Origin of the sequence: Streptomyces sp. TRM70350 (genome assembly GCF_019219825.1) — a bacterium.
Classification (GTDB): domain Bacteria; phylum Actinomycetota; class Actinomycetes; order Streptomycetales; family Streptomycetaceae; genus Streptomyces.
This window is the reverse complement of the sequence record NZ_JAHUXH010000005.1, coordinates 135,140-153,899: the sequence shown is the minus strand read 5'-3', so window position 1 is coordinate 153,899 and position 18,760 is coordinate 135,140. Positions and strand designations below refer to the sequence as shown.

The following is an 18,760-nucleotide window of genomic DNA, read 5'->3' as shown; positions in this document are numbered from 1 at the left end:
CGTCTACGACGGCTGTGCCGCCGACATCAGCCGGGCCGACTGCCTGGCGCGATGCGTAGTGCGCGTGATTGAGCGGATTCCTCCCCGTCGCCTGGGATATCCCTGCCAGGATCGGACGCGTGACATACGTAGTGACTGTGGACGCCCACATCCCGGAGGGCACTCCGGAGATGGACCCACTTCAGCGCGCTGGCGCCGTGGCGCTCATTGAGGATGGCTTCGACTCGGTCGAGGCCATCGAGGGCCCCGACGGCATGGAAGTCGACCTCCTCGACAGCATCGTGGCCGTCTACCCGGGCGGAGCGCTTCTGAAGGTGTTCGTGGATGCTCCGGCTCTCGAATTCGCCGAGGAGGCTGTGCGGTCGGTCGTGGGTGAACTGCTGGAACGGTCTGAGCTGTTGGCTGACTGGCAGATCGAGCGATGCGAGGTCGAACTGCACCCGGATCCCGCCCAGGAGAGTATCGCCGCCGCCGACGGTCCCGATGCCCCCGCCCGATGATCCGGCTGACCGTAAGGCCCGGCATGCCGAGCGTCCCACGGTTGAGGACGACAGCGAAGGCTATGACGCCAAGGCGGAAGCTGAGGCCGTACGCGGTCAGATGCTGGCACTGGCAGACGAGCTGCGCTCCTTCCCGCCCGTGATGTTCGGCGTCCTGGACGACGAAGACGACGAGGAAGAAGACCGTGACATCGAGTTCGCCGTCTCGCCGGAGGACGCCAAACTCGCCGCCGGTGCCCTGGTGTACGCGACGGAAATCTTGGTGGACGAGCTGTTCCAAGACGTGCAGACCCTGACGGAGGAGGACACCACTGCAGCGGAATGCGACGGCCCTTTGTGGCATTTCGAAGATCTTCCCGAGCGATACGCCCTCCAGTACGACGCCCGCTTCGCCCGCCGCTTCCTGGTGACGGTGATCGCCATGACCACCCGCTTCACGGACGGCAGTTTCCAGCGGTTGAGCTGCGTCGCCGAGGAACTCGCCTTGAGGTTGCTGCTGAATGAGACCAACGTGACCCTGGAGACCTTCGGGCTGCTCGACGACGGCGTCTCGGCCGCTCTCGACGCGTTCGCTGACAACGTCTACGAGGACATGGATCACGAGTGGCTCTACGACGATTCCATGGACGGTATAGACGAGAGCGCCGTCGGAGCGGCTCTCGGCGTCGCACCGATGGCGTTCAAGGCGTGGTTCACTCCGTTCAACGAGGGCAGGTACGTCCACCCGTCCGCGGCGGACGAACCCGAGGGGGCGGCGCACACCGGAGGCCACGCGTAGGTACGCCGCGATCAGCTCGGCGGTCGACGCCATCAGCAGGACCCCCGGGCCGGACGCCGAGATCCCCCAAACAACGCTTGACGACGCGGTGGCAGCTGCTCAGAGCGTCCGGCCCAGCACGTAGTGCAGGAGACGGGGTAAGGCCGTACGTGGCTTCGCCAGCCGTCGCCCCGTGCGGTTGTGACCGACTCTGCTCGGCGGAGATCGACAGAGGCACCCACCGGAAGATCACCGCAATCAGTCAGGGGTTCGATCCGCCTATGGTTCGGGCCCCTGACTCAGCAACTCAGTCCGACTCTGGCGCGGTCTGCCTGGCAAAGAACGCTGCAGCGACGGCGAGTACGGCCGCGGTGTCCTTCCGGTCGAGATCAGAGGGCGCACCAGCGATGACGGACACCCGATTCTGCAGCGTTGCGCCACCCCAAGCCCTGGCAAATTCGGCAGCGGAATCCAGAAGCGATGGGTCCTCCTGTACGAGCTCCTCCAGCGAGGGTGCCATGCGGTCGAGGAAAGAGCCGAGCAGTTCCCCTCCACTTCCACCGTCCAAGATGGCGACGAGCTCGCGGCCGTGCTCGGGATCCTGTGCCGCCGTCATCACTTCCCTAGCCAGGAAGTTGGTCCGAAGGATCTCCATGTTGTCCTCGAAATCTGGGAACTCGCCGCCGGCCTGTTCCACGTAGCGAGCGATCGCTGCATCCCACTCAGCGGCATCGCGCTCGGTCAGAAACGTGCCGTCGAGGCGCGGCAGCAACCCCTTGGTCTCGCGGTAGGCAAAGATCCAGGCCACGGACAGGCCGATGGTCTCCAGCAGTTCGACACCGTGGGTCTCGACGCTGCTCAGGGAGGGTAGCTGGGGTGTTTCCGCGTCGGGATCGAAGAACACGGGATCGTCAGGGCCGGGAGGCTGGCCGAATTTCTCCTCGAACCGACGGAGCTGCGCCTTGAAGGAGGCAACCGCGGTGTCGTCGATGCGAACGACCTTGCCGTTACGGGTGATGACCTGGGAGAAGCCTCGCTCGAACGCGAGATCGATCAGCGCGCAGCCAGGGGAGCTGGTCCATCGCCTGTCCGCGCTGCTGACGGGCTCCCCGAGGTTGGGGAGGGAGAAGAGCCGAGCGAGTATCTCGTTCTGCTCAGGCCATGAGCAGGTCCCAAGAGGAGGACGTCAGTGACCGGAATCAGCGAAGATCCCGGAGGCAGGGCGTACGCCCAGGCCACTGCCCGCTTCCCCGCATCGCTGATCTCTTCACCGTCCTTCGCCACCAGGGCGAGATAGAGGGCGGGGAGGAGCGCCATTGGGTCGTCGTCCAGGCGCAGGCCCATTTGGGTGAGCAGGTAGACCCCATGTCGCAGTGCGTCAAGGGGCGTTCCGTCGTGGGGGAGCTCGATCTGAGTGCCCTCCCAGAAACGAGCGATCCTCTCGTTTGCGTCGGTCGGAGGTTCCGGCAGCACCTGATCGGAGGGAGGTCCTTCGATCGGCCGGGTCCCGACCAGTGCTGACCCCGGCAGGCAGTTGGCGGGCAACTTGCGCTGATCGAGGCCAAGCGCCTCCAACCGGCCCGTGAGCCTCAGCATCAACTCCCCTTCATCCACGGGGAGGTCGTATTCCTCGCTTGCGGTAACGACCTCGCGGACAAAGCTCTCGATGCCCTTCCAGTGCACGGTGCCACGAAGAATCCGGAGCCATCCGTCACGTGCGTTGGCGAATTCGAACTCGTCCCTGAACTTCTGCGGCCACGCGGTGCCTAAGAACAGGGCATCCAAGGGGTCGATGTCATGGAACCAGGGTTGGTCGTCCCCCTCCAACTGCGCCATTCCCAGAGCTCCGTACCCGAAGGCGTACGCTCCTGCCAGGCTGACCTTGCCTGGGGAGTTGGTGCGCATCAGCCGCTCCAGAGCGGCTTCGCCTTCGGCGCGCGGATCTGTAGGTGTTGGCACAGCCGCCCGTGCCTGCCTGCGCTGTCCTGCTGACCGCTGCTCACGCTTTTTTCGAGATGCCCGTCCCATATGTACCCTCCTTGCGGTCAGCCTGCCGTAGGGATGAGGCCCGTGGACGGTTTTTTGGAAGGTTGCTGCGCTTGCTGCAGGCGTTCAGATGCCCAGACTCTTCCGTCGCACGCGCAGGGAGTAAGACGTACCTTCGGGGCCACTGCTGCTGCCCCACCCAACGCTGGTCGCGATGGCCCAACCCTGCTGCTCCCGCATCTGGCTCGCGAAGGTGCCCAAGTCGCGGATCTCGCATCCGCATGTCAGCTTGAGTCGGATGCTGATGTACGGACTCCGGGGATTGGGGTTGCGGCCCGCCGCCTCGGTCCACTCCACGTCGTGAACGTGTTCCTCCAGTCCGGTCCGGTTCTGGTCGTGCTGGATCCCATGAGCTTTGGCGTACTCGTCGAGGTCGTCGATCACGAAGAGGTGGCTCGACCACTCGCCGGGCCAGACGGCGAACAGCCGCGACTTTCCGGCGACGGCGCGCTCGTACGCGGCCCGATCGTCGCCATGAGTGACTCTGCCGTCCTCATGAACCTCGATATAGCAGGTGGTACGCGCGGTGTACGGAAAGTCTCTTCCCACTGCTGCTGCACTTCTCGGCTCCACTGGCCCCCCTGGTTGGCCCGGTTCCCAACCGCGCCGGTCGTGTGGGTCCACCGATTCACGAACGTGCATACGGCGGTCCCTGCTAGGCACCTCACCGTAAGGGAGGAGAGCAGATGCCGCTGGGAGAACCCGACCAAGATCTTCTCCCAGATTTCTCCCAAACGATCTCCAGGAACCCGTCAGGGGCCTGATCCACTCACTGGATCAGGCCCCTGACCTGGTACTTTACTGTCGGGGTGGCGGGATTTGAACCCACGACCTCTTCGTCCCGAACGAAGCGCGCTGCCAAGCTGCGCTACACCCCGATGTCGCTGCTGTCGCGGCGACGTCGTTTACTTTAGCCCACTGGTGGCTGGAGACGAAATCCGGTTTTCGCGCGGTGGCGGACCGGGTTCGGGCGGGCGTGGTCGAGGGCGACCAGGAGGACGGCCAGGGCGTAGATGGAGAGGCCGAGGAGGAGGGCGTTGCCGAGGACGCTCTTGTAGCCGTGCTGGGCGACGTCGAGGAAGGGGTAGAGGTAGCGGCCCGGCGTGTCGGGGCGCAGGTACTCCAGATACTCGCCCCGGGCGAAGGAGAAGATCAGGTAGGCCAGGGGGTACAGGAGCCACGTGCTGGCCTGGCGCAGGTGCAGGCGGCCGGGGGATGTGAGGAGCAACCAGTCGAGTACGGCCGCGATCGGGACCGCCGTGTGCAGGACGTGGTCGGCGATCGAGTGCAGCAGCGTGGGCTGCGCGTCGCCGGTCAGCGTCGTCGTCATCGCGAACGGGCTCGACGCGTTCGCCAGGAGCAGGTGGTGGACGAGGGCCGCGATCACCACGTAGAGGAGTGCCGCGCCCGTCACGGCCGACGGCAGGGGGCGGCGGGCCGTCCGGGCTCGGCGGGCCGAGACCGTGAGGACGAGGGCCAGCAGGATGCTGCTCTGGATCGTGAAGTGGCTCAGCACCCGCAGCGGGCTGCCGAGGATCAGGAAGATCGTGACTCCGGACGCCGCCGTCAGTGCGGTCAGGAGGCGGAAGACGGCGGTCAGGGGGCGGCGTACGGGGGGTACCACCGCCGTGGCGGGAACCGGGGAGGGCCGCAGCGCGGGCATGCCCGGGATCGCGGGGAGGTCCGGGATGTCCCTGGGTATCGGGGCGGTCATGCCCTCACGCTAAGCAGATCGGGCAAATGGGGCATGGCGGGTGGGCTGTGTGGGTTACGCCGGTGCCTTTCCTGGTTCGTGCGGCGGCTCGTCCCTGGTGATCTGGGTTCTCTCCAGCCCAGGGCAGGTGGACCCGGCGGCCTCGCCGACCCCGGGCGGCAACCCAGATGGACTGCCAATGGGCTGCCAGATGGATTGTCCGGCGCCGCCCACCCTCCGGCCCTACTCCCGATTCGGGCCCTACTCCCGCCCCACCAACGTCAACAACGTAGCCTCCGGCGGACAAGCGAACCGCACCGGTGTGTACCGGTTCGTCCCGCACCCCGCCGATACATGCAGGTAGGACGTGTTGCCCTCGGAAGTGTGCGTCGACAGGCCCTTCACCCGGTCCGTGTCCAGGTCGCAGTTGGTGACCAGGGCGCCGTAGAAGGGGACGCAGAGCTGGCCGCCGTGGGTGTGGCCGGCCAGGATCAGGGGGTAGCCGTCGGCCGTGAAGGCGTCCAGGCTGCGCAGGTACGGGGCGTGCACCACGCCCATCGAAAAGTCCGCCGACGCCGACGGGCCGCCCGCCACCGACGCGTAGCGGTCCCGCTTGATGTGCGGGTCGTCCACGCCCGTCATCTCCACCGCGACGCCGTCGATCTTCAGCATGCCCCGCGTGTTCGTGAGGTTCAGCCAGCCCGCCGCGTCGAAACCGTCCCGCAGGTCCTCCCACGGGTTGTGGACGACGCCGACCGCGGGCGCGTTGCCGTTCAGGCCGTGGCGGCCCTGGGCCTTCTCGATCAGATAGCGGGCGGGGTTGCGCAGCTTGGGGCCGTAGTAGTCGTTGGAGCCGAAGACGTAGGCGCCCGGGAACTCCATCAGGGGGCCCAGCGCGTCCAGCACCTCCGGTACGCCCTCCGGGTCGGAGAGGTTGTCGCCGGTGTTGATCACGAAGTCCGGGCGCAGGCCGGCCAGCGAGCGCAGCCAGCGCTGCTTCTTGCGCTGGCCGCTGACCATGTGGATGTCGGAGACGTGCAGCACGCGCAGCGGGCGCATGCCCGAGGGCAGAACAGGGATGGTCACCCGTCGCAGACGGAAGGAACGGGCCTCGAACCCGGCCGAGTAGAGGAGACCGGCGGCCGCGACCGCCGTGATGCCGAGGGGTACTCCGTATCGCGCGCGCATGCGCCCATCGTGTCAGACCCCGTCGCGCTCCCACGCCCGACCGCCCCTTGAACCAACGGGCGTCCGGCCCCCAAACCAATAAACCAACAGGCGTCCAGCCGTGCACACCTGCGACAATCAACCCCATGACCACGCTCAAGTCGAAGCTGCAGGAAGACCTCAACGCCGCGATCAAGGAGCGCGACGAGCTCCGCTCCTCGACGCTCCGGCTGACGCTCGCCGCGATCACCAAGGAGGAGGTCGCGGGCAAGGAGAAGCGCGAGCTCTCCGACGACGAGGTCCTGAAGGTGATCACCAAGGAGGCGAAGAAGCGGCGGGAGGCCGCGGAGGCCTTCGCGCAGGGTGGTCGCGCCGAGTCGGCCGAGCGGGAGAAGGCGGAGGGCGAGGTGCTCGCCGCGTACCTGCCCAAGCAGCTGTCCGACGAGGAGCTGAACGCGATCGTCTCCCAGGCCGTCGAGGAGGCCAAGGCGGCGGGCGCGGAGGGGCCGCGGGCCATGGGCGCGGTCATGAAGATCGTGAACCCGAAGGTTGCGGGCCAGGCGGAGGGCGGCCGCGTCGCCGCCGCGGTGAAGAGGCTCCTCGCGGGCTGAGTCCGCACTCGGCGGTCACCGCGACAAGCGGCTGTACGCCGACGGGGCGCCCCTCTCCACGAGGGGCGCCCCGTCTCCGGTACGCCAGCCCAGTCTCCGATACGCCAATGGGGGCGCCCCTCCTCAAGAAGGGCGCCCCCATCGCCGTACCACCGACCGACTCCGGCTACCGACTACCGGCTGTCGACTGAACCGACCCTCACGGCCAGTTCCCCCCGTTGCCGTTGCCGTTACCGTTGCCGTTGTTCCCGCCGTTGCCGCCCCCCTGGATCCAGCCCTCGGGAATCGAGAACGTGGGGTTCGGGAACGTCCCCCCGTCCGTACCCCCGTTGGTCAGCCCCTGGATCAGCCCGCCCCTGTCGTCGCCGTTGCGGTTGTCGTTGTCGCCGCGCTCACCACGGTCACCCCCGCTGTCGCGGTCGCCGCCGTCCGGGATGTGGACGATGTTGAAGGAGGCCGGCTCCTTGCCCGCGAGGGCGCCGGTCATGGCGTCGCGCCAGATCGGGCCGGGCACGCGGCCGCCGTAGACCTTGTCGTGCCAGACGCCGCCGATGGAGATGTTCTCCATCTCCACCTGCTGGGTCGCGCTGCCGACCCAGACGGCGCCGGCCAGGTTGGGCGTGTAGCCCACGAACCAGGCGTTCCTGCGCTCGTCCGTCGTACCCGTCTTACCGGCGCTGTCGCGGTCGCTGAGGCCCGCCTCCTGGCCCGTACCGGAGTCGACCACACCGCGCAGGAGGGTGTTGATGGTGTCGGCGGTCTGCTCGGACATGGCCCGTGAGCAGGTGGACTTCGGCACCTGAAGCGACCTCTGCTCGTTGCCGATCTTCTGCTTGATCGACTCGATCGCGATCGGCGTGCAGTACATACCGCGCGCGGCGAAGGCGGCGTACGCGGTCGCCATGGTCAGCGGGGAGATGCCCTTGGCGCCGAGGGCGATGGAGGGCACTTCGGGCAGCTTGTCGCCGTTGCCCTGCACGACGTGCAGGTTGTCGGTCATCTTCATGACCGGGCAGAGGCCGATGTCGGAGATCATCTGCACGTAGTAGGTGTTGACCGACTTGGCCGTCGCCTCCTCCAGCCGGTACGGCCCCACCTCGGACTCGTCCTCGTTCTCGACGGTCTCCTTCTTCGGGCCGATGTTCACCCACGGCTTGCCGGAGCACGTCTGGACCGGGCTCGGGTACTCCATCTCGTACGGCGACGAGTACTCCTGCGTGGGCGGCCGCCCCTCTTCCAGCGCGGCCGCCGCGACGAACGGCTTGAACGTCGAACCGGTCGGGAAGCCGTAGTTGGAGCCGCCCATGGAGGAGTCGACCGAGTAGTTGTACTCGGTCTCGTTCTTGTTGTAGCCGTACGGCTTCGACTGGCCCATGCCGAGGATCTTGCCGGTGCCGGGCTCGACCAGGGTGGTCGCCGCGGCGACCTGGTCGTCCTTGTTGACGTGCTCCTTGAGCGAGGCCTGGACCGACTCCTGGGCCTGCGGGTCGAGGGTGGTCTGGATGGTCAGACCGCCCTGGTTCCAGAGCTTCGCCCGCTCCTCCTTGGTCTTGCCGAAGACCGGGTCGTTGAGGAACACCTTCTCGACGTACTTGCAGAAGAAACTGGCGCCCTTGACGGCGGTGATGCATCCGTTCTGCGGCCGGCTGACCTTCAGCTCCAGCGGCTGCCGCATGGCCCTGTCGGCGTCCGCCTGGGAGATGTCGCCGACCTCGGCCATGCGCTGCAGGACGACGTTGCGCCGCTTGGTGGCCTCCGCCTCGTCGTTGACCGGGTCGTACCGGCTGGGCGACTGGACGATGCCCGCGAGGAGCGCCGCCTCCTGGAGGTTGAGGTCCTTGGCGTGCTTGGAGAAGTAGCGCTGGGAGGCGGCCTCGACGCCGTACGCCTGCTGGCCGAAGAAGGTGATGTTCAGGTAGTTCTCAAGGATCTTCTTCTTGCCGAGCTCCTCCTCGACCTGGATCGCGAACTTCAGTTCGCGGATCTTGCGGCCGAGGGTCTGCTGGGTGGCCTGCGCGACCTTCGTCGGGTCGTCGCCGGCCTCCTCCACGAAGACGTTCTTCACGTACTGCTGGGTGAGCGTGGACGCGCCCTCGGCAACCTCGCCGCTCTGCGCGTTGCGGTTCAGGGCGCGCAGCACGCCCTTGAGGTCGACCGCGCCGTGCTGGTAGAAGCGCGAGTCCTCGATCGCGACGATCGCCTTCTGCATGTACGGCGAGATGTCCTTGAGCTCGACCACCGTGCGGTCGCGCGAGTAGACCGTCGCGATGTGGTCGCCGCGGGAGTCGAGGATGGTGGTCCGCTGACTGAGTGGCGGGGTCTTCATATTGGCCGGGAGCTCGTCGAAGCTCTCCACCGAGCCCTTCGCCGCCAGGCCCAGCGCGCCGACGGCGGGCAGCGCGATGCCGGCCATGACGGCTCCCGCGAGCACACTGACACCGAGGAACTTGGCGGCCTGCTGCGTTGGCGACAGACCACCGCCCGAGCGCTTCTTTGGCATGAGGGCAGCCTACGTTCTCATTCGCCGGACACGCGTATATGCCTTGGCCTAAGCTGCTCTCAACTGTCACAGCAGTAGGGCCACGTATCAATACGTCCGGCGACCCCGAATCGTTCCGGATCCTCTCGGTCTTTTTTGCGGAGGGGTGTTGGGTGCGTGCCCGAATCCGCCTTGTGTGTCACCGGGCGTCCGTTGTGGCGCAGTAGAACCGTCCCGAATTGCCGGGATTGACGCGCATGTCGCGGGCTCACTCCCCCGGGTGATCTGCCGCTGACGCATAGTCCGTTCGGGCCATTCAAGATTGGGCCCGCTGGGGGTGTTGCACTGTGCCCACCTTCCGTAACGTCCTCAACTGGCGGCGGTGAATATGCCGCTGCCGCCGTGGGGGAGCCTCGATTCGGGAGAGGACGGCGCCGGTATGGGCTGGGTAACCGACTGGAGTGCGCAGGCGGCCTGCCGCACTACCGATCCGGATGAACTGTTCGTTCAGGGAGCAGCGCAGAACAGGGCCAAGGCGGTGTGCACCGGATGTCCGGTACGCACGGAGTGCCTGGCCGACGCGCTGGACAACCGCGTCGAGTTCGGCGTGTGGGGAGGAATGACCGAGCGGGAACGCCGCGCACTGCTGCGCAGGCGCCCGACCGTCACCTCCTGGCGCCGGCTGCTGGAGACCGCGCGGACGGAGTACGAGCGGGGGGCCGGCCTGGTGCCCCTCGACGACGACGAGGTGTACGAGAACTACGCGGCGGTGAGCTGAAGGCTGCGGGCGTCCCCTCAGGGGGCCCGCCTTCAGGCGTCGTCGACGGACAGCTCGGGCCGGTGGGCCGCGAGCCGGTCCCCGATGTCCCGCAACCCCGCGAGGTCATGCACATCGCCGGGCAGCGCGGCCACTTCGACCACCGCCACCTCGGGGTGCAGCGCGGTGAAGCGGTCACGCGTGCGCTGCTCGCGGGAGAGCAGTTGCATACGTTCCGCGTGCAGCCTCAGCAGGCCTGCGGTGAGCTGGTCGACGGTGCGCTGCGAGGTGTGCTCGTCCGTGACGACGGGGGAGTCGTCCTCGTCCGTGACGATGGGGGAGTGGTCCTCGTCCGCGGCGGCGGGGGAGCCTCCGTCGGGTGCCGGTGCCTCGGAAGCGGGTGCATCTGAACTGCCGTACGTGTCGGGAGAGTTACGAAGTCCAGCTTTCCCTCCCCCCTGATCCACAATGCGGGGCTCCTCAAGATTTTCCGCGGCGGCGAGCGCCCGCTCGGCCGACAGCCGGTCGGCGCCGCTGCCGTGGACGCGGTTGAGCACCAGCCCGGCCAGCGGCATGTCCTCGGCGGCCAACCGCTGCACGAAGTACGCGGCCTCGCGCAGCGCGTCCCGCTCCGGCGCCGCCACGACCAGGAACGCCGTCCCGGGCGCCTGGAGCAGCTTGTAGGTGGCGTCCGCGCGCGTGCGGAAGCCGCCGAAGGTCGTGTCCATCGCCGCCACGAACGTCTGGACGTCCTTCAGCAGCTGACCGCCCAGCAGCTTGCCGAGGGTGCCGGTCATCATCGACATGCCGACGTTCAGGAACTTCATCCCCGCCCGGCCGCCCAGCTTCGCCGGGGCCGTCAGCAGCCGGATCAGCCGCCCGTCCAGGAACGACCCGAGCCGCTTGGGCGCGTCCAGGAAGTCCAGCGCGGAGCGCGAGGGCGGCGTGTCGACGACGATCAGGTCCCACTCGTCCCGGGCCCGCAGCTGGCCCAGCTTCTCCATCGCCATGTACTCCTGCGTGCCCGCGAAGCCCGCCGAGAGCGACTGGTAGAAGGGGTTCGACAGGATCGCGGCCGCCCGCTGCGGATCCGCGTGCGCCTCGACGATCTCGTCGAAGGTGCGCTTCATGTCGAGCATCATCGCGTGCAGTTCGCCGTCGCCGTCGACGCCCTTCACCCGGCGCGGGGTGTTGTCAAGCGAGTCGATGCCCATGGACTGCGCCAGCCGGCGCGCCGGGTCGATGGTCAGTACGACCACCTTGCGGCCGCGCTCGGCGGCCCTGAGGCCCAGCGCCGCCGCCGTGGTGGTCTTGCCGACCCCGCCCGAGCCGCAGCACACCACGATGCGGGTCTTCGGGTCGTCGAGCAGCGGATCGACGTCGAGCACACGCGCGGGGTACAGGTGGTGGTGCGTCGATGGGGACTCCGGACTCATGAGATGCCCTGCTTCCGCAGCTCGGTGGCCAGTTCGTACAGGCCCGCCAGATCCATGCCCTCGGCGAGCAGCGGCAGTTCGTGCAGCGGCAGGCCCAGCTCGGCGAGGACGGCCCGCTGTTCGTGCTCCAGCAGATACCGCTCGGCGTACTCCTCGGCCTGCGCCAGCAGCGGGTCCACCAGCTTCTCGGCGTTCTGCCCGCGGCGCGCCCCGCCGAGCCCGGCGGCCGACAGCGACCGGGCCAGATCGGCGCGCGGCACCGTCCGTACGAGTTCCAGGTCGGCCGCGTCCAGCACCTCGGGCCGCACCATGTTCACCATCACCCGCCCGACCGGCAGGTTCGCCGCCCGCAGCTCGGCGATGCCGTCCGCGGTCTCCTGGACGGGCATCTCCTCCAGAAGGGTCACCAGGTGGACGGCCGTCTCGCGGGACTTCAGCACCCGCATCACGGCCTGTGCCTGATTGTGTATCGGGCCGATCTTCGCCAGCCCGGCGACCTCGTCGTTGACGTTCAGGAACCGCGTGATCCGGCCCGTGGGCGGCGCGTCCATGACGACGTAGTCGTACACGAACCGTCCGGCCCTGTCCTTGCGCCGGACCGCCTCGCACGCCTTGCCGGTCAGCAGTACGTCCCGCAGGCCGGGCGCGATGGTGGTGGCGAAGTCGATCGCGCCGAGCTTCTTCAGGGCCCGTCCGGCGCTCCCCAGCTTGTAGAACATCTGGAGGTAGTCCAGAAGGGCCAGTTCGGGATCGATGGCGAGGGCGAACACCTCTCCGCCGCCCGGGGCGACGGCGATCTTCCGTTCCTCGTAGGGCAGCGCCTCCGTTTCGAAGAGCTGTGCGATGCCCTGTCGGCCCTCGACCTCGACGAGAAGCGTCCGCTTCCCCTCCGTGGCCAGAGCCAACGCGAGGGCGGCGGCGACCGTCGTCTTGCCGGTCCCGCCCTTGCCGCTGACGACCTGGAGCCTGCTCACGTCTTCGAGCGTAACCAGTTCGCGCGGGAACCAACCGGCGCCCTGTGGACAACTCTCACTCCGGCCGCCCGCGAAGACCGCCGCCGCCAGCGGATACAGTCGGCCTCATGACCAAGTGGGAATACGCAACCGTGCCGCTGCTCGTCCATGCCACGAAGCAGATTCTGGACACCTGGGGCGAGGACGGCTGGGAGCTCGTCCAGGTCGTGCCCGGGCCGAACCCCGAGCAGCTGGTGGCCTACCTGAAGCGGGAGAAGCAGGCGTGAGCGCGGTCGAGGCGAAGCTGGCCGAGCTGGGCCTGTCGCTGCCGGAGGTCGTCCCGCCGCTGGCCGCCTACCAACCGGCCGTGCAGAGCGGGCCCTACGTCTACACCGCCGGTCAGCTCCCGATGGTGGACGGCAAGCTCCCGCTCACCGGCAAGGTCGGCGGGGAGGTCACGCCGGAGGAGGCGAAGGACCTCGCCCGCGTCTGCGCCCTGAACGCGCTGGCCGCCGTCAAGTCCGTCACCGGCGACCTGGACCGCATCGCGCGCGTGGTGAAGGTCGTGGGGTTCGTCGCCTCCGCGGCGGACTTCACGGGTCAGCCGGCGGTGCTGAACGGCGCGAGCGAGCTGCTGGGAGAGGTCCTCGGCGACAAGGGCGTGCACGCGCGCAGCGCGGTGGGCGTGGCGGTACTGCCGCTGGACGCGCCGGTGGAGGTCGAGATCCAGGTGGAGCTCACCCAGCCGTAGCCCCCGAGGTGATCATCGCCTCTCGAACATCCGCTCACCACGGGATAGCCTCGCGCCCATGGCGAACGGTCAGTGGTACCCCCCGGAGTGGCCGGACCGGATCCGCGCGCTGGCGGCGGGCACCCTCACGCCGGTGACCCCCAGGCGCGCGGCCACGGTCATGCTGCTCAAGGACACCGGCACCGGCCCCGTCGTCCACATGCTGCGCCGCCGCGCATCCATGGCCTTCGCGGCGGGCGCCTACGCGTACCCGGGCGGCGGCGTCGATCCGCGGGACGACGACCGTCAGGTCGGCTGGGCGGGCCCCACGCGCGCGTGGTGGGCGAACCGGCTCGGCGTCGACGGGTCGGCCGCCCAGGCGATCGTCTGCGCGGCCGTGCGGGAGACGTACGAGGAGGCGGGCGTCCTCCTGGCCGGGCCCACCCCCGACTCGGTCGTCGGCGACACGACCGGCCCCGGCTGGGAGGCCGACCGCGCCGCCCTGGTCGCGCGCGACCTCTCCTTCGCGGAGTTCCTGGACCGCCGCGGCCTGGTGCTGCGCTCCGACCTGCTGGGCGCCTGGACGCGCTGGATCACCCCGGAGTTCGAGGCCCGCCGCTACGACACCTGGTTCTTCGTCGCCGCCCTCCCCGAGGGGCAGCGCACCCGCAACGCGTCCACGGAGGCGGACCGCACGGTGTGGATCCGGCCGGCCGAGGCGGCGGCGTCGTACGACAAGGGCGAGCTGCTGATGATGCCGCCCACGATCGCGACGCTGCGGCAGCTGACGGCCTACGAGACGGCCGCCGAGGCGCTCGCGGCGGCTCCGGGCCGCGACCTGACGCCCGTCCTGGCACAGGCCCGTCTGGAGGGCGAGGAGATCGTGCTCTCCTGGCCGGGCCACGACGAGTTCACCAAGGTTCTTCCGCGGGTGTCCCGGCGATCACCCCACGACGATTCCGGGACTTAGTTGTTCTGTCCATGGAGGTGGGTGACAGGTCTCGGCCGAGGAGTTGACCAAGCACATCCCGACGGGGAGGCTCGGCGGCATGACCGACGCAGCCGCCCTCCCCGGCCAGCCGCGTGGCGGGGCCCTCTCGGGCCCGGCCACCCCGCGGGCCGTCAACGTCCTCGCGCCCAATCCGTCCGCGATGACCCTGGACGGCACGAACACCTGGATCCTGTCCGAGCCCGACTCCCCGGTGGCCGTCGTGGTCGACCCGGGCCCCCTGGACGAGGGCCACCTGCGCAACGTCGTCGACACCGCCGAGCGGTCCGGCAAGCGCGTCGCCCTGACCCTGCTGACCCACGGTCACCCCGACCACGCCGCCGGTGCCGCCCGCTTCGCCGAGCTGACCGGCACCAAGGTGCGGGCGCTGGACCCGGCGCTGCGGCTGGGCGACGAAGGGCTGACCGCCGGGGGCGTGGTCCGGGTCGGCGGGCTGGAGCTGCGGGTCGTGCCGACGCCCGGCCACACCGCGGACTCGCTCAGCTTCCATCTCCCGGCCGACCGGGCGGTGCTGACGGGCGACACCGTCCTGGGCCGCGGTACGACGGTCGTGGCGCACCCCGACGGCCGTCTGGGCGACTATCTGGACTCCCTGCGGCGTCTGAGGTCCCTCACCGTCGACGACGGCGTCCACGTCGTCCTCCCGGGCCACGGGCCGGTCCTGGACGACGCCCAGGGCGCCGTGGAGTACTACCTCGCCCACCGCGCCCACCGCCTCGCCCAGATCGAGACGGCCGTCGAGGACGGCTACCGGACGCCGTCCCAGATCGTCGCCCATGTGTACGCCGACGTGGACCGCTCCCTGTGGCCGGCGGCGGAGCTTTCGGTACGGGCCCAGCTGGACTACCTGGAGGAGCACGGGCTCATCTAGTGCCTGTCTCAAGGTCCGGGTCGGCGTCGGCCCGTTCAGTCGGGCCTTGGCGCCTTGACGCCGTGCACGCGCGCGTACTCCTCGGCGAGCCAGGGGCCGAAGTCGTCGACGTACGCCTTCAGGACGGCACGCTCGCCGGTGGGCTCGTACCCCAAGGCGGCCGCCGCGCGCACCTGCTCCGCGCGCTGGGGGTAGTACGCGCCGAAGATCCCGGCCATCTCCACCAGGTCGCTGGTCCAGCCGCCCCAGCGGGGCATCACGAGCGTGAACCCGGTGCGGACGAGATGCCGGGACATGAACCGGACGAGCGGCCGCCGGGCCACGTCCGTGTCCTCGACGCCCGCGATGCGTTCACGCCAGCGCGGCAGCAGCAGGGCGAGGTCGCCGTTGGTCTCGCGCGCGAGGAGGCTGTCGGGGCGGTAGCGAGGCAGCTGCTCGGCGAGGTCCGCCCCGAGCAGCGGCGTACACAGACAGGCGACGAACCACCCCAGGTCGTACGTCTCCAGCTCACTCAGCAGCCGCGCGCGGCCGTACAGCAGCGTCCCGACCCCGTCGATCTCGGGGAACTCCCTGTCCAGCGCCTCGCCCAGGGCACGGGCGGCGGCGCGGTCCGCGTCACCGGGCTCCTCCCGGAGCGCGACCAGCAGATCCAGATCACTGCGCCCCACGCGCGCGGTGCCGCGCGGAATCGACCCGTAGAGGTACGCGCTGTGCAGCCGCGCGCCGAAGACGTCCGGCAGCCGGTCGCGGGCTGCGGCGACGACCGGACGGAACGGGGCCTGCACGCGCGCGAGGGAGCCCTCTCGCGCGAGGCAGCCCTCGGAGTCGAGGCCCTTGGGGGGCGGCTTCACCGCGGTGCCGGTCCCTCGGCCCCCAGCGGCCGTTACCGCGAGCGCTTCGCGAGGCGCTCCACGTCCAGCAGGATCACCGCGCGTGCCTCCAGCCGCAGCCACCCGCGCTGGGCGAAGTCGGCCAGCGCCTTGTTGACCGTCTCGCGGGACGCGCCGACCAGCTGGGCCAGCTCCTCCTGCGTGAGGTCGTGGACGACGTGGATGCCCTCCTCGGACTGCACGCCGAACCGGCGGGACAGGTCCAGCAGGGCGCGCGCGACACGGCCGGGGACGTCCGAGAAGACGAGGTCGGACATCGCGTCGTTGGTCTTGCGCAGTCGCCGGGCCACGGCACGCAGCAGCGCGGCGGCGACCTCGGGGCGGGCGTTCAGCCAGGGCTGGAGGTCGCCGTGGCCGAGGCCGAGCAGCTTGACCTCGGTCAGCGCGGTGGCGGTCGCCGTACGCGGGCCCGGGTCGAAGAGCGACAGCTCACCGATGAGCTCGCCGGGGCCGACCACGGCCAGCATGTTCTCGCGGCCGTCGGGTGAGGTGCGGTGCAGCTTCACCTTGCCCTCGGTGACCACGTAGAGCCGGTCGCCCGGGTCGCCCTCGTGGAAGAGGGAGTCACCCCGCGCGAGGGTCACCTCACTCATGGAGGCGCGCAGCTCCGCGGCCTGCTCGTCGTCGAGCGCCGCGAAGAGCGGATTGCGCCGCAGAACGTCGTCCACGAGTTCTCTCCTTGTCGACCTGCTCAGGGGATGTTGTTCCCCCGGTGTACCAAGGCACCCTGGTGCCCATTTTGCCGGACGGTCCAAACAGTGTGATCTGTCACAAGGATGCCGCACCGCTGTGCCGTGGTAAGCGGCAGGGGTCCAATTGGGCGCTGATCTTCGGGGTCCGGGGCGGATGTCGGTGCCGGGGCTTAGGCTGGCCGGGTGTCCAAAACGCCGGTGAGAGCACAGGCCTAGGGGGCTGCGCGGGTGGTTGTACGTCGAGATTCCGCTGTGGGCGAACAGGATTCCGGCGGCGGAGAAAAAGCGGCAAAGGCGGCAAAGCGGACGGATGTGAAGAAGGTCGTTCCTGCTGAGAAAGCCGCCACCAGGAAAGCCGCCCCTGCAAAGTCGGCGGCGGCAAAGAAGGCTGCGGCAAAGACGGCTGCGGCAAAGACGGCTCCCGCCAAGAAGGCTCCCGCCAAGAAGACTCCGGCCCGGAAAGCCACCGCCAAGAGCGCCGGTCCCGTCAAGAAGGCCACGCTCGCCCGCAAGAAGCCCACCGTCGCCCCCAAGAAGGCCTCCGCCCCCGTGAAGAAGGCCGCCCCCGCGAAGACCGTCACCCCGAAGCCGCCGAGCGGCGAGTCCCGTACCGCCCTGGTCCGCCGGGCCCGCCGGATCAACCGCGAACTCGCCGAGGTCTACCCGTACGCCCACCCGGAGCTCGACTTCGAGAACCCCTTCCAGCTCCTGGTCGCCACGGTCCTGTCCGCCCAGACCACCGACCTGCGCGTCAACCAGACGACCCCGGCCCTGTTCGCGAAGTACCCGACCCCGGAGGACCTGGCCGCCGCCAACCCGGAGGAAGTCGAGGAGATCCTCCGGCCGTGCGGCTTCTTCCGGGCCAAGACCAAGTCGGTGACAGGGCTGTCCAAGGCCCTCACGGAGGACTTCGGCGGTGAGGTCCCGGACCGGCTCGAAGACCTCGTCAAGCTGCCCGGCGTAGGCCGCAAGACCGCCTTCGTCGTGCTCGGCAACGCCTTCGGCCGCCCGGGCATCACCGTCGACACGCACTTCCAGCGGCTGGTGCGGCGCTGGCGGTGGACCGACGAGACGGACCCCGACAAGATCGAGGCCGCCGTCGGCGCGCTCTTCCCCAAGAGTGACTGGACGGACCTCTCCCACCACGTGATCTGGCACGGCCGCCGCATCTGCCACGCCCGCAAGCCCGCCTGCGGCGCCTGCCCCATCGCCCCGCTCTGCCCGGCCTACGGCGAGGGCGAGACGGACGCGGAGAAGGCGAAGAAGCTGCTCAAGTACGAGAAGGGCGGCTTCCCGGGTCAGCGTCTGAAACCCCCACAGGCGTATCTGGACGCGGGCGGCAAACCGGCCCCGCCGCTGGGGGCCGGATGAGGAAAGCAGCGACGCGTTCGCCCCGACCGGAACGATCTCGGTGCCGTTCCGCGTTGGATGCATCAGGACGACGGGGGTGGCGATGACACATGCGAGCGAGACACAGGGCGGCCCGGTGGTGCTCAGCACGGAGGGGCTGCCCGACTGGCTGGACCCGGTCGTGCGCGCCGCGGAGACGGTCGAGGCCCTCCATCTGAGCCGTTTCCTGCCCCCGAAGGACGGCGCCGGCCGCCAGTCCGCCGTACTCATCCTGTTCGGCGAGGGCGAGCGCGGCCCCGAGCTGCTGCTGATGGAGCGGGCGAGCTCGCTGCGCTCGCACGCCGGACAGCCGTCCTTCCCCGGCGGCGCCCTCGACCCCGAGGACGGCGACCCGCAGGGCGACGGGCCGCTGCGGGCCGCGCTGCGCGAGGCGGAGGAGGAGACCGGCCTGGACCCGTCCGGGGTGCAGCTGTTCGGCGTGCTGCCCAAGCTCTACATCCCGGTCAGCGGCTTCGTTGTGACGCCGGTGCTGGGCTGGTGGCGGGAGCCGACCCCGGTGGGAGTGGTGGACCCGAATGAGACGGCCCGGGTCTTCACCGTCCCCGTGGCGGATCTCACGGACCCCGCCAACCGCGCCACCACCGTCCACCCCAGCGGCCACCGAGGTCCGGCATTTCTGGTCGAATCCGCCCTTGTCTGGGGCTTCACGGCCGGAATCATCGACCGCCTGCTGCACTACGCGGGCTGGGAGAGACCGTGGGACCGCGACAAGCAGGTCCCGCTCGACTGGCGGTCATGACAGGGTGGCCCTCGTGCTGT

20 protein-coding genes and 1 tRNA gene are annotated in these 18,760 nt (G+C 69.3%); 10 read left to right on the top strand and 11 right to left on the bottom strand.

Annotated features, from left to right (window positions below; translation table 11 throughout):
- Positions 1-119: 119 nt before the first annotated feature.
- Positions 120-500: a hypothetical protein gene (locus tag KWI83_RS38275; protein ID WP_256362047.1), complete on the top strand. Its 381-nt coding sequence runs from the start codon at positions 120-122 to the stop codon at positions 498-500.
- Positions 501-600: 100 nt separating this feature from the next.
- Positions 601-1,278 (top strand): hypothetical protein, encoded by a 678-nt coding sequence (locus tag KWI83_RS38270; protein WP_256362046.1) that lies wholly within the window; start codon positions 601-603, stop codon positions 1,276-1,278.
- Between the two features lie 286 nt (positions 1,279-1,564).
- Here KWI83_RS38270 and KWI83_RS10375 read toward each other — a convergent pair whose 3' ends face one another.
- The 6 genes from KWI83_RS10375 to KWI83_RS10350 form a co-directional block, all read right to left on the bottom strand.
- Complete coding sequence (locus KWI83_RS10375) at positions 1,565-2,161, bottom strand: hypothetical protein (protein WP_218514021.1); 597 nt, start codon at positions 2,159-2,161, stop codon at positions 1,565-1,567.
- A gap of 149 nt (positions 2,162-2,310) precedes the next feature.
- Positions 2,311-3,162 carry a hypothetical protein gene (locus tag KWI83_RS10370; RefSeq protein WP_218514020.1) on the bottom strand — a complete coding sequence of 284 codons (852 nt, stop codon included), beginning with the start codon at positions 3,160-3,162 and terminating at the stop codon, positions 2,311-2,313.
- Between the two features lie 207 nt (positions 3,163-3,369).
- Complete coding sequence (locus tag KWI83_RS10365; RefSeq protein ID WP_218514019.1) at positions 3,370-3,876, bottom strand: hypothetical protein; 507 nt, start codon at positions 3,874-3,876, stop codon at positions 3,370-3,372.
- 231 nt (positions 3,877-4,107) lie between these two features.
- Positions 4,108-4,181: transfer RNA gene (locus KWI83_RS10360), tRNA-Pro, on the bottom strand.
- Positions 4,182-4,213: 32 nt separating this feature from the next.
- Entirely contained in the window at positions 4,214-5,017 is an 804-nt protein-coding gene (locus KWI83_RS10355; RefSeq protein ID WP_218514018.1) for a Pr6Pr family membrane protein, read from the bottom strand.
- A gap of 240 nt (positions 5,018-5,257) precedes the next feature.
- Complete coding sequence (locus tag KWI83_RS10350; RefSeq protein WP_218514017.1) at positions 5,258-6,184, bottom strand: metallophosphoesterase; 927 nt, start codon at positions 6,182-6,184, stop codon at positions 5,258-5,260.
- 125 nt (positions 6,185-6,309) lie between these two features.
- Between KWI83_RS10350 and KWI83_RS10345 the strand changes: the two genes are divergently transcribed.
- Positions 6,310-6,774 (top strand): GatB/YqeY domain-containing protein, encoded by a 465-nt coding sequence (locus KWI83_RS10345; RefSeq protein ID WP_218514016.1) that lies wholly within the window; start codon positions 6,310-6,312, stop codon positions 6,772-6,774.
- Between the two features lie 199 nt (positions 6,775-6,973).
- Here the strand turns inward: KWI83_RS10345 and KWI83_RS10340 are convergent, their stop codons facing one another.
- Entirely contained in the window at positions 6,974-9,274 is a 2,301-nt protein-coding gene (locus KWI83_RS10340) for a transglycosylase domain-containing protein (RefSeq protein WP_218514015.1), read from the bottom strand.
- A gap of 418 nt (positions 9,275-9,692) precedes the next feature.
- Between KWI83_RS10340 and wblA the strand changes: the two genes are divergently transcribed.
- Positions 9,693-10,031, top strand: coding sequence for a transcriptional regulator WblA (wblA, locus tag KWI83_RS10335; protein WP_167529677.1), 339 nt, complete (start codon positions 9,693-9,695; stop codon positions 10,029-10,031).
- A 32-nt stretch (positions 10,032-10,063) separates the two neighbouring features.
- Here the strand turns inward: wblA and KWI83_RS10330 are convergent, their stop codons facing one another.
- A complete protein-coding gene (locus KWI83_RS10330; RefSeq protein WP_218514014.1) occupies positions 10,064-11,446 on the bottom strand; it encodes an ArsA family ATPase in 1,383 nt (460 codons plus the stop codon).
- Positions 11,443-12,420, bottom strand: coding sequence for an ArsA-related P-loop ATPase (locus KWI83_RS10325; RefSeq protein ID WP_218514013.1), 978 nt, complete (start codon positions 12,418-12,420; stop codon positions 11,443-11,445). Before KWI83_RS10325 ends, KWI83_RS10330 begins: the two co-directional genes overlap by 4 nt.
- A gap of 107 nt (positions 12,421-12,527) precedes the next feature.
- On the opposite strand from KWI83_RS10325, the gene KWI83_RS10320 reads away from it, so the two are divergent.
- The 4 genes from KWI83_RS10320 (at position 12,528) to KWI83_RS10305 (ending at position 15,009) form a co-directional block, all read left to right on the top strand.
- A complete protein-coding gene (locus KWI83_RS10320; RefSeq protein ID WP_009189813.1) occupies positions 12,528-12,686 on the top strand; it encodes a DUF4177 domain-containing protein in 159 nt (52 codons plus the stop codon).
- On the top strand, positions 12,683-13,150 hold the full coding sequence (locus KWI83_RS10315; RefSeq protein ID WP_218514012.1) for a RidA family protein: 468 nt from the start codon (positions 12,683-12,685) through the stop codon (positions 13,148-13,150). Before KWI83_RS10320 ends, KWI83_RS10315 begins: the two co-directional genes overlap by 4 nt.
- Positions 13,151-13,208: 58 nt before the next feature.
- The gene (locus KWI83_RS10310; RefSeq protein ID WP_218514011.1) at positions 13,209-14,099 is read left to right on the top strand and encodes an NUDIX hydrolase; all 891 of its coding nucleotides are present in this window, start codon (positions 13,209-13,211) and stop codon (positions 14,097-14,099) included.
- 79 nt (positions 14,100-14,178) lie between these two features.
- Complete coding sequence (locus KWI83_RS10305; RefSeq protein ID WP_218514010.1) at positions 14,179-15,009, top strand: MBL fold metallo-hydrolase; 831 nt, start codon at positions 14,179-14,181, stop codon at positions 15,007-15,009.
- Positions 15,010-15,044: 35 nt separating this feature from the next.
- Here the strand turns inward: KWI83_RS10305 and KWI83_RS10300 are convergent, their stop codons facing one another.
- On the bottom strand, positions 15,045-15,860 hold the full coding sequence (locus KWI83_RS10300) for a nucleotidyltransferase domain-containing protein (RefSeq protein WP_218514009.1): 816 nt from the start codon (positions 15,858-15,860) through the stop codon (positions 15,045-15,047).
- 32 nt (positions 15,861-15,892) lie between these two features.
- Positions 15,893-16,567, bottom strand: a complete 675-nt coding sequence (locus KWI83_RS10295; RefSeq protein WP_029382547.1) for a Crp/Fnr family transcriptional regulator — start codon at positions 16,565-16,567, stop codon at positions 15,893-15,895.
- A 336-nt stretch (positions 16,568-16,903) separates the two neighbouring features.
- On the opposite strand from KWI83_RS10295, the gene nth reads away from it, so the two are divergent.
- Both nth and KWI83_RS10285 read left to right on the top strand, forming a co-directional pair.
- Positions 16,904-17,962, top strand: coding sequence for an endonuclease III (gene nth / locus KWI83_RS10290; RefSeq protein ID WP_308122014.1), 1,059 nt, complete (start codon positions 16,904-16,906; stop codon positions 17,960-17,962).
- Positions 17,963-18,044: 82 nt separating this feature from the next.
- On the top strand, positions 18,045-18,740 hold the full coding sequence (locus KWI83_RS10285; RefSeq protein WP_218514007.1) for a CoA pyrophosphatase: 696 nt from the start codon (positions 18,045-18,047) through the stop codon (positions 18,738-18,740).
- Positions 18,741-18,760: the final 20 nt, after the last annotated feature.

Bases quoted from the DNA above. Each gene is read 5' to 3' on its own strand.
- KWI83_RS38270 (WP_256362046.1), top strand. From the start codon at position 601: ATGCTGGCACTGGCAGACGAGCTGCGCTCCTTCCCGCCCGTGATGTTC.
- KWI83_RS10370 (WP_218514020.1), bottom strand. From the start codon at position 3,162: ATGCGCACCAACTCCCCAGGCAAGGTCAGCCTGGCAGGAGCGTACGCC.
- KWI83_RS10355 (WP_218514018.1), bottom strand. From the start codon at position 5,017: ATGACCGCCCCGATACCCAGGGACATCCCGGACCTCCCCGCGATCCCG.
- KWI83_RS10350 (WP_218514017.1), bottom strand. From the start codon at position 6,184: ATGCGCGCGCGATACGGAGTACCCCTCGGCATCACGGCGGTCGCGGCC.
- KWI83_RS10345 (WP_218514016.1), top strand. From the start codon at position 6,310: ATGACCACGCTCAAGTCGAAGCTGCAGGAAGACCTCAACGCCGCGATC.
- KWI83_RS10340 (WP_218514015.1), bottom strand. From the start codon at position 9,274: ATGCCAAAGAAGCGCTCGGGCGGTGGTCTGTCGCCAACGCAGCAGGCC.
- wblA (WP_167529677.1), top strand. From the start codon at position 9,693: ATGGGCTGGGTAACCGACTGGAGTGCGCAGGCGGCCTGCCGCACTACC.
- KWI83_RS10330 (WP_218514014.1), bottom strand. From the start codon at position 11,446: ATGAGTCCGGAGTCCCCATCGACGCACCACCACCTGTACCCCGCGCGT.
- KWI83_RS10320 (WP_009189813.1), top strand. From the start codon at position 12,528: ATGACCAAGTGGGAATACGCAACCGTGCCGCTGCTCGTCCATGCCACG.
- KWI83_RS10310 (WP_218514011.1), top strand. From the start codon at position 13,209: ATGGCGAACGGTCAGTGGTACCCCCCGGAGTGGCCGGACCGGATCCGC.
- KWI83_RS10305 (WP_218514010.1), top strand. From the start codon at position 14,179: ATGACCGACGCAGCCGCCCTCCCCGGCCAGCCGCGTGGCGGGGCCCTC.
- KWI83_RS10285 (WP_218514007.1), top strand. From the start codon at position 18,045: ATGACACATGCGAGCGAGACACAGGGCGGCCCGGTGGTGCTCAGCACG.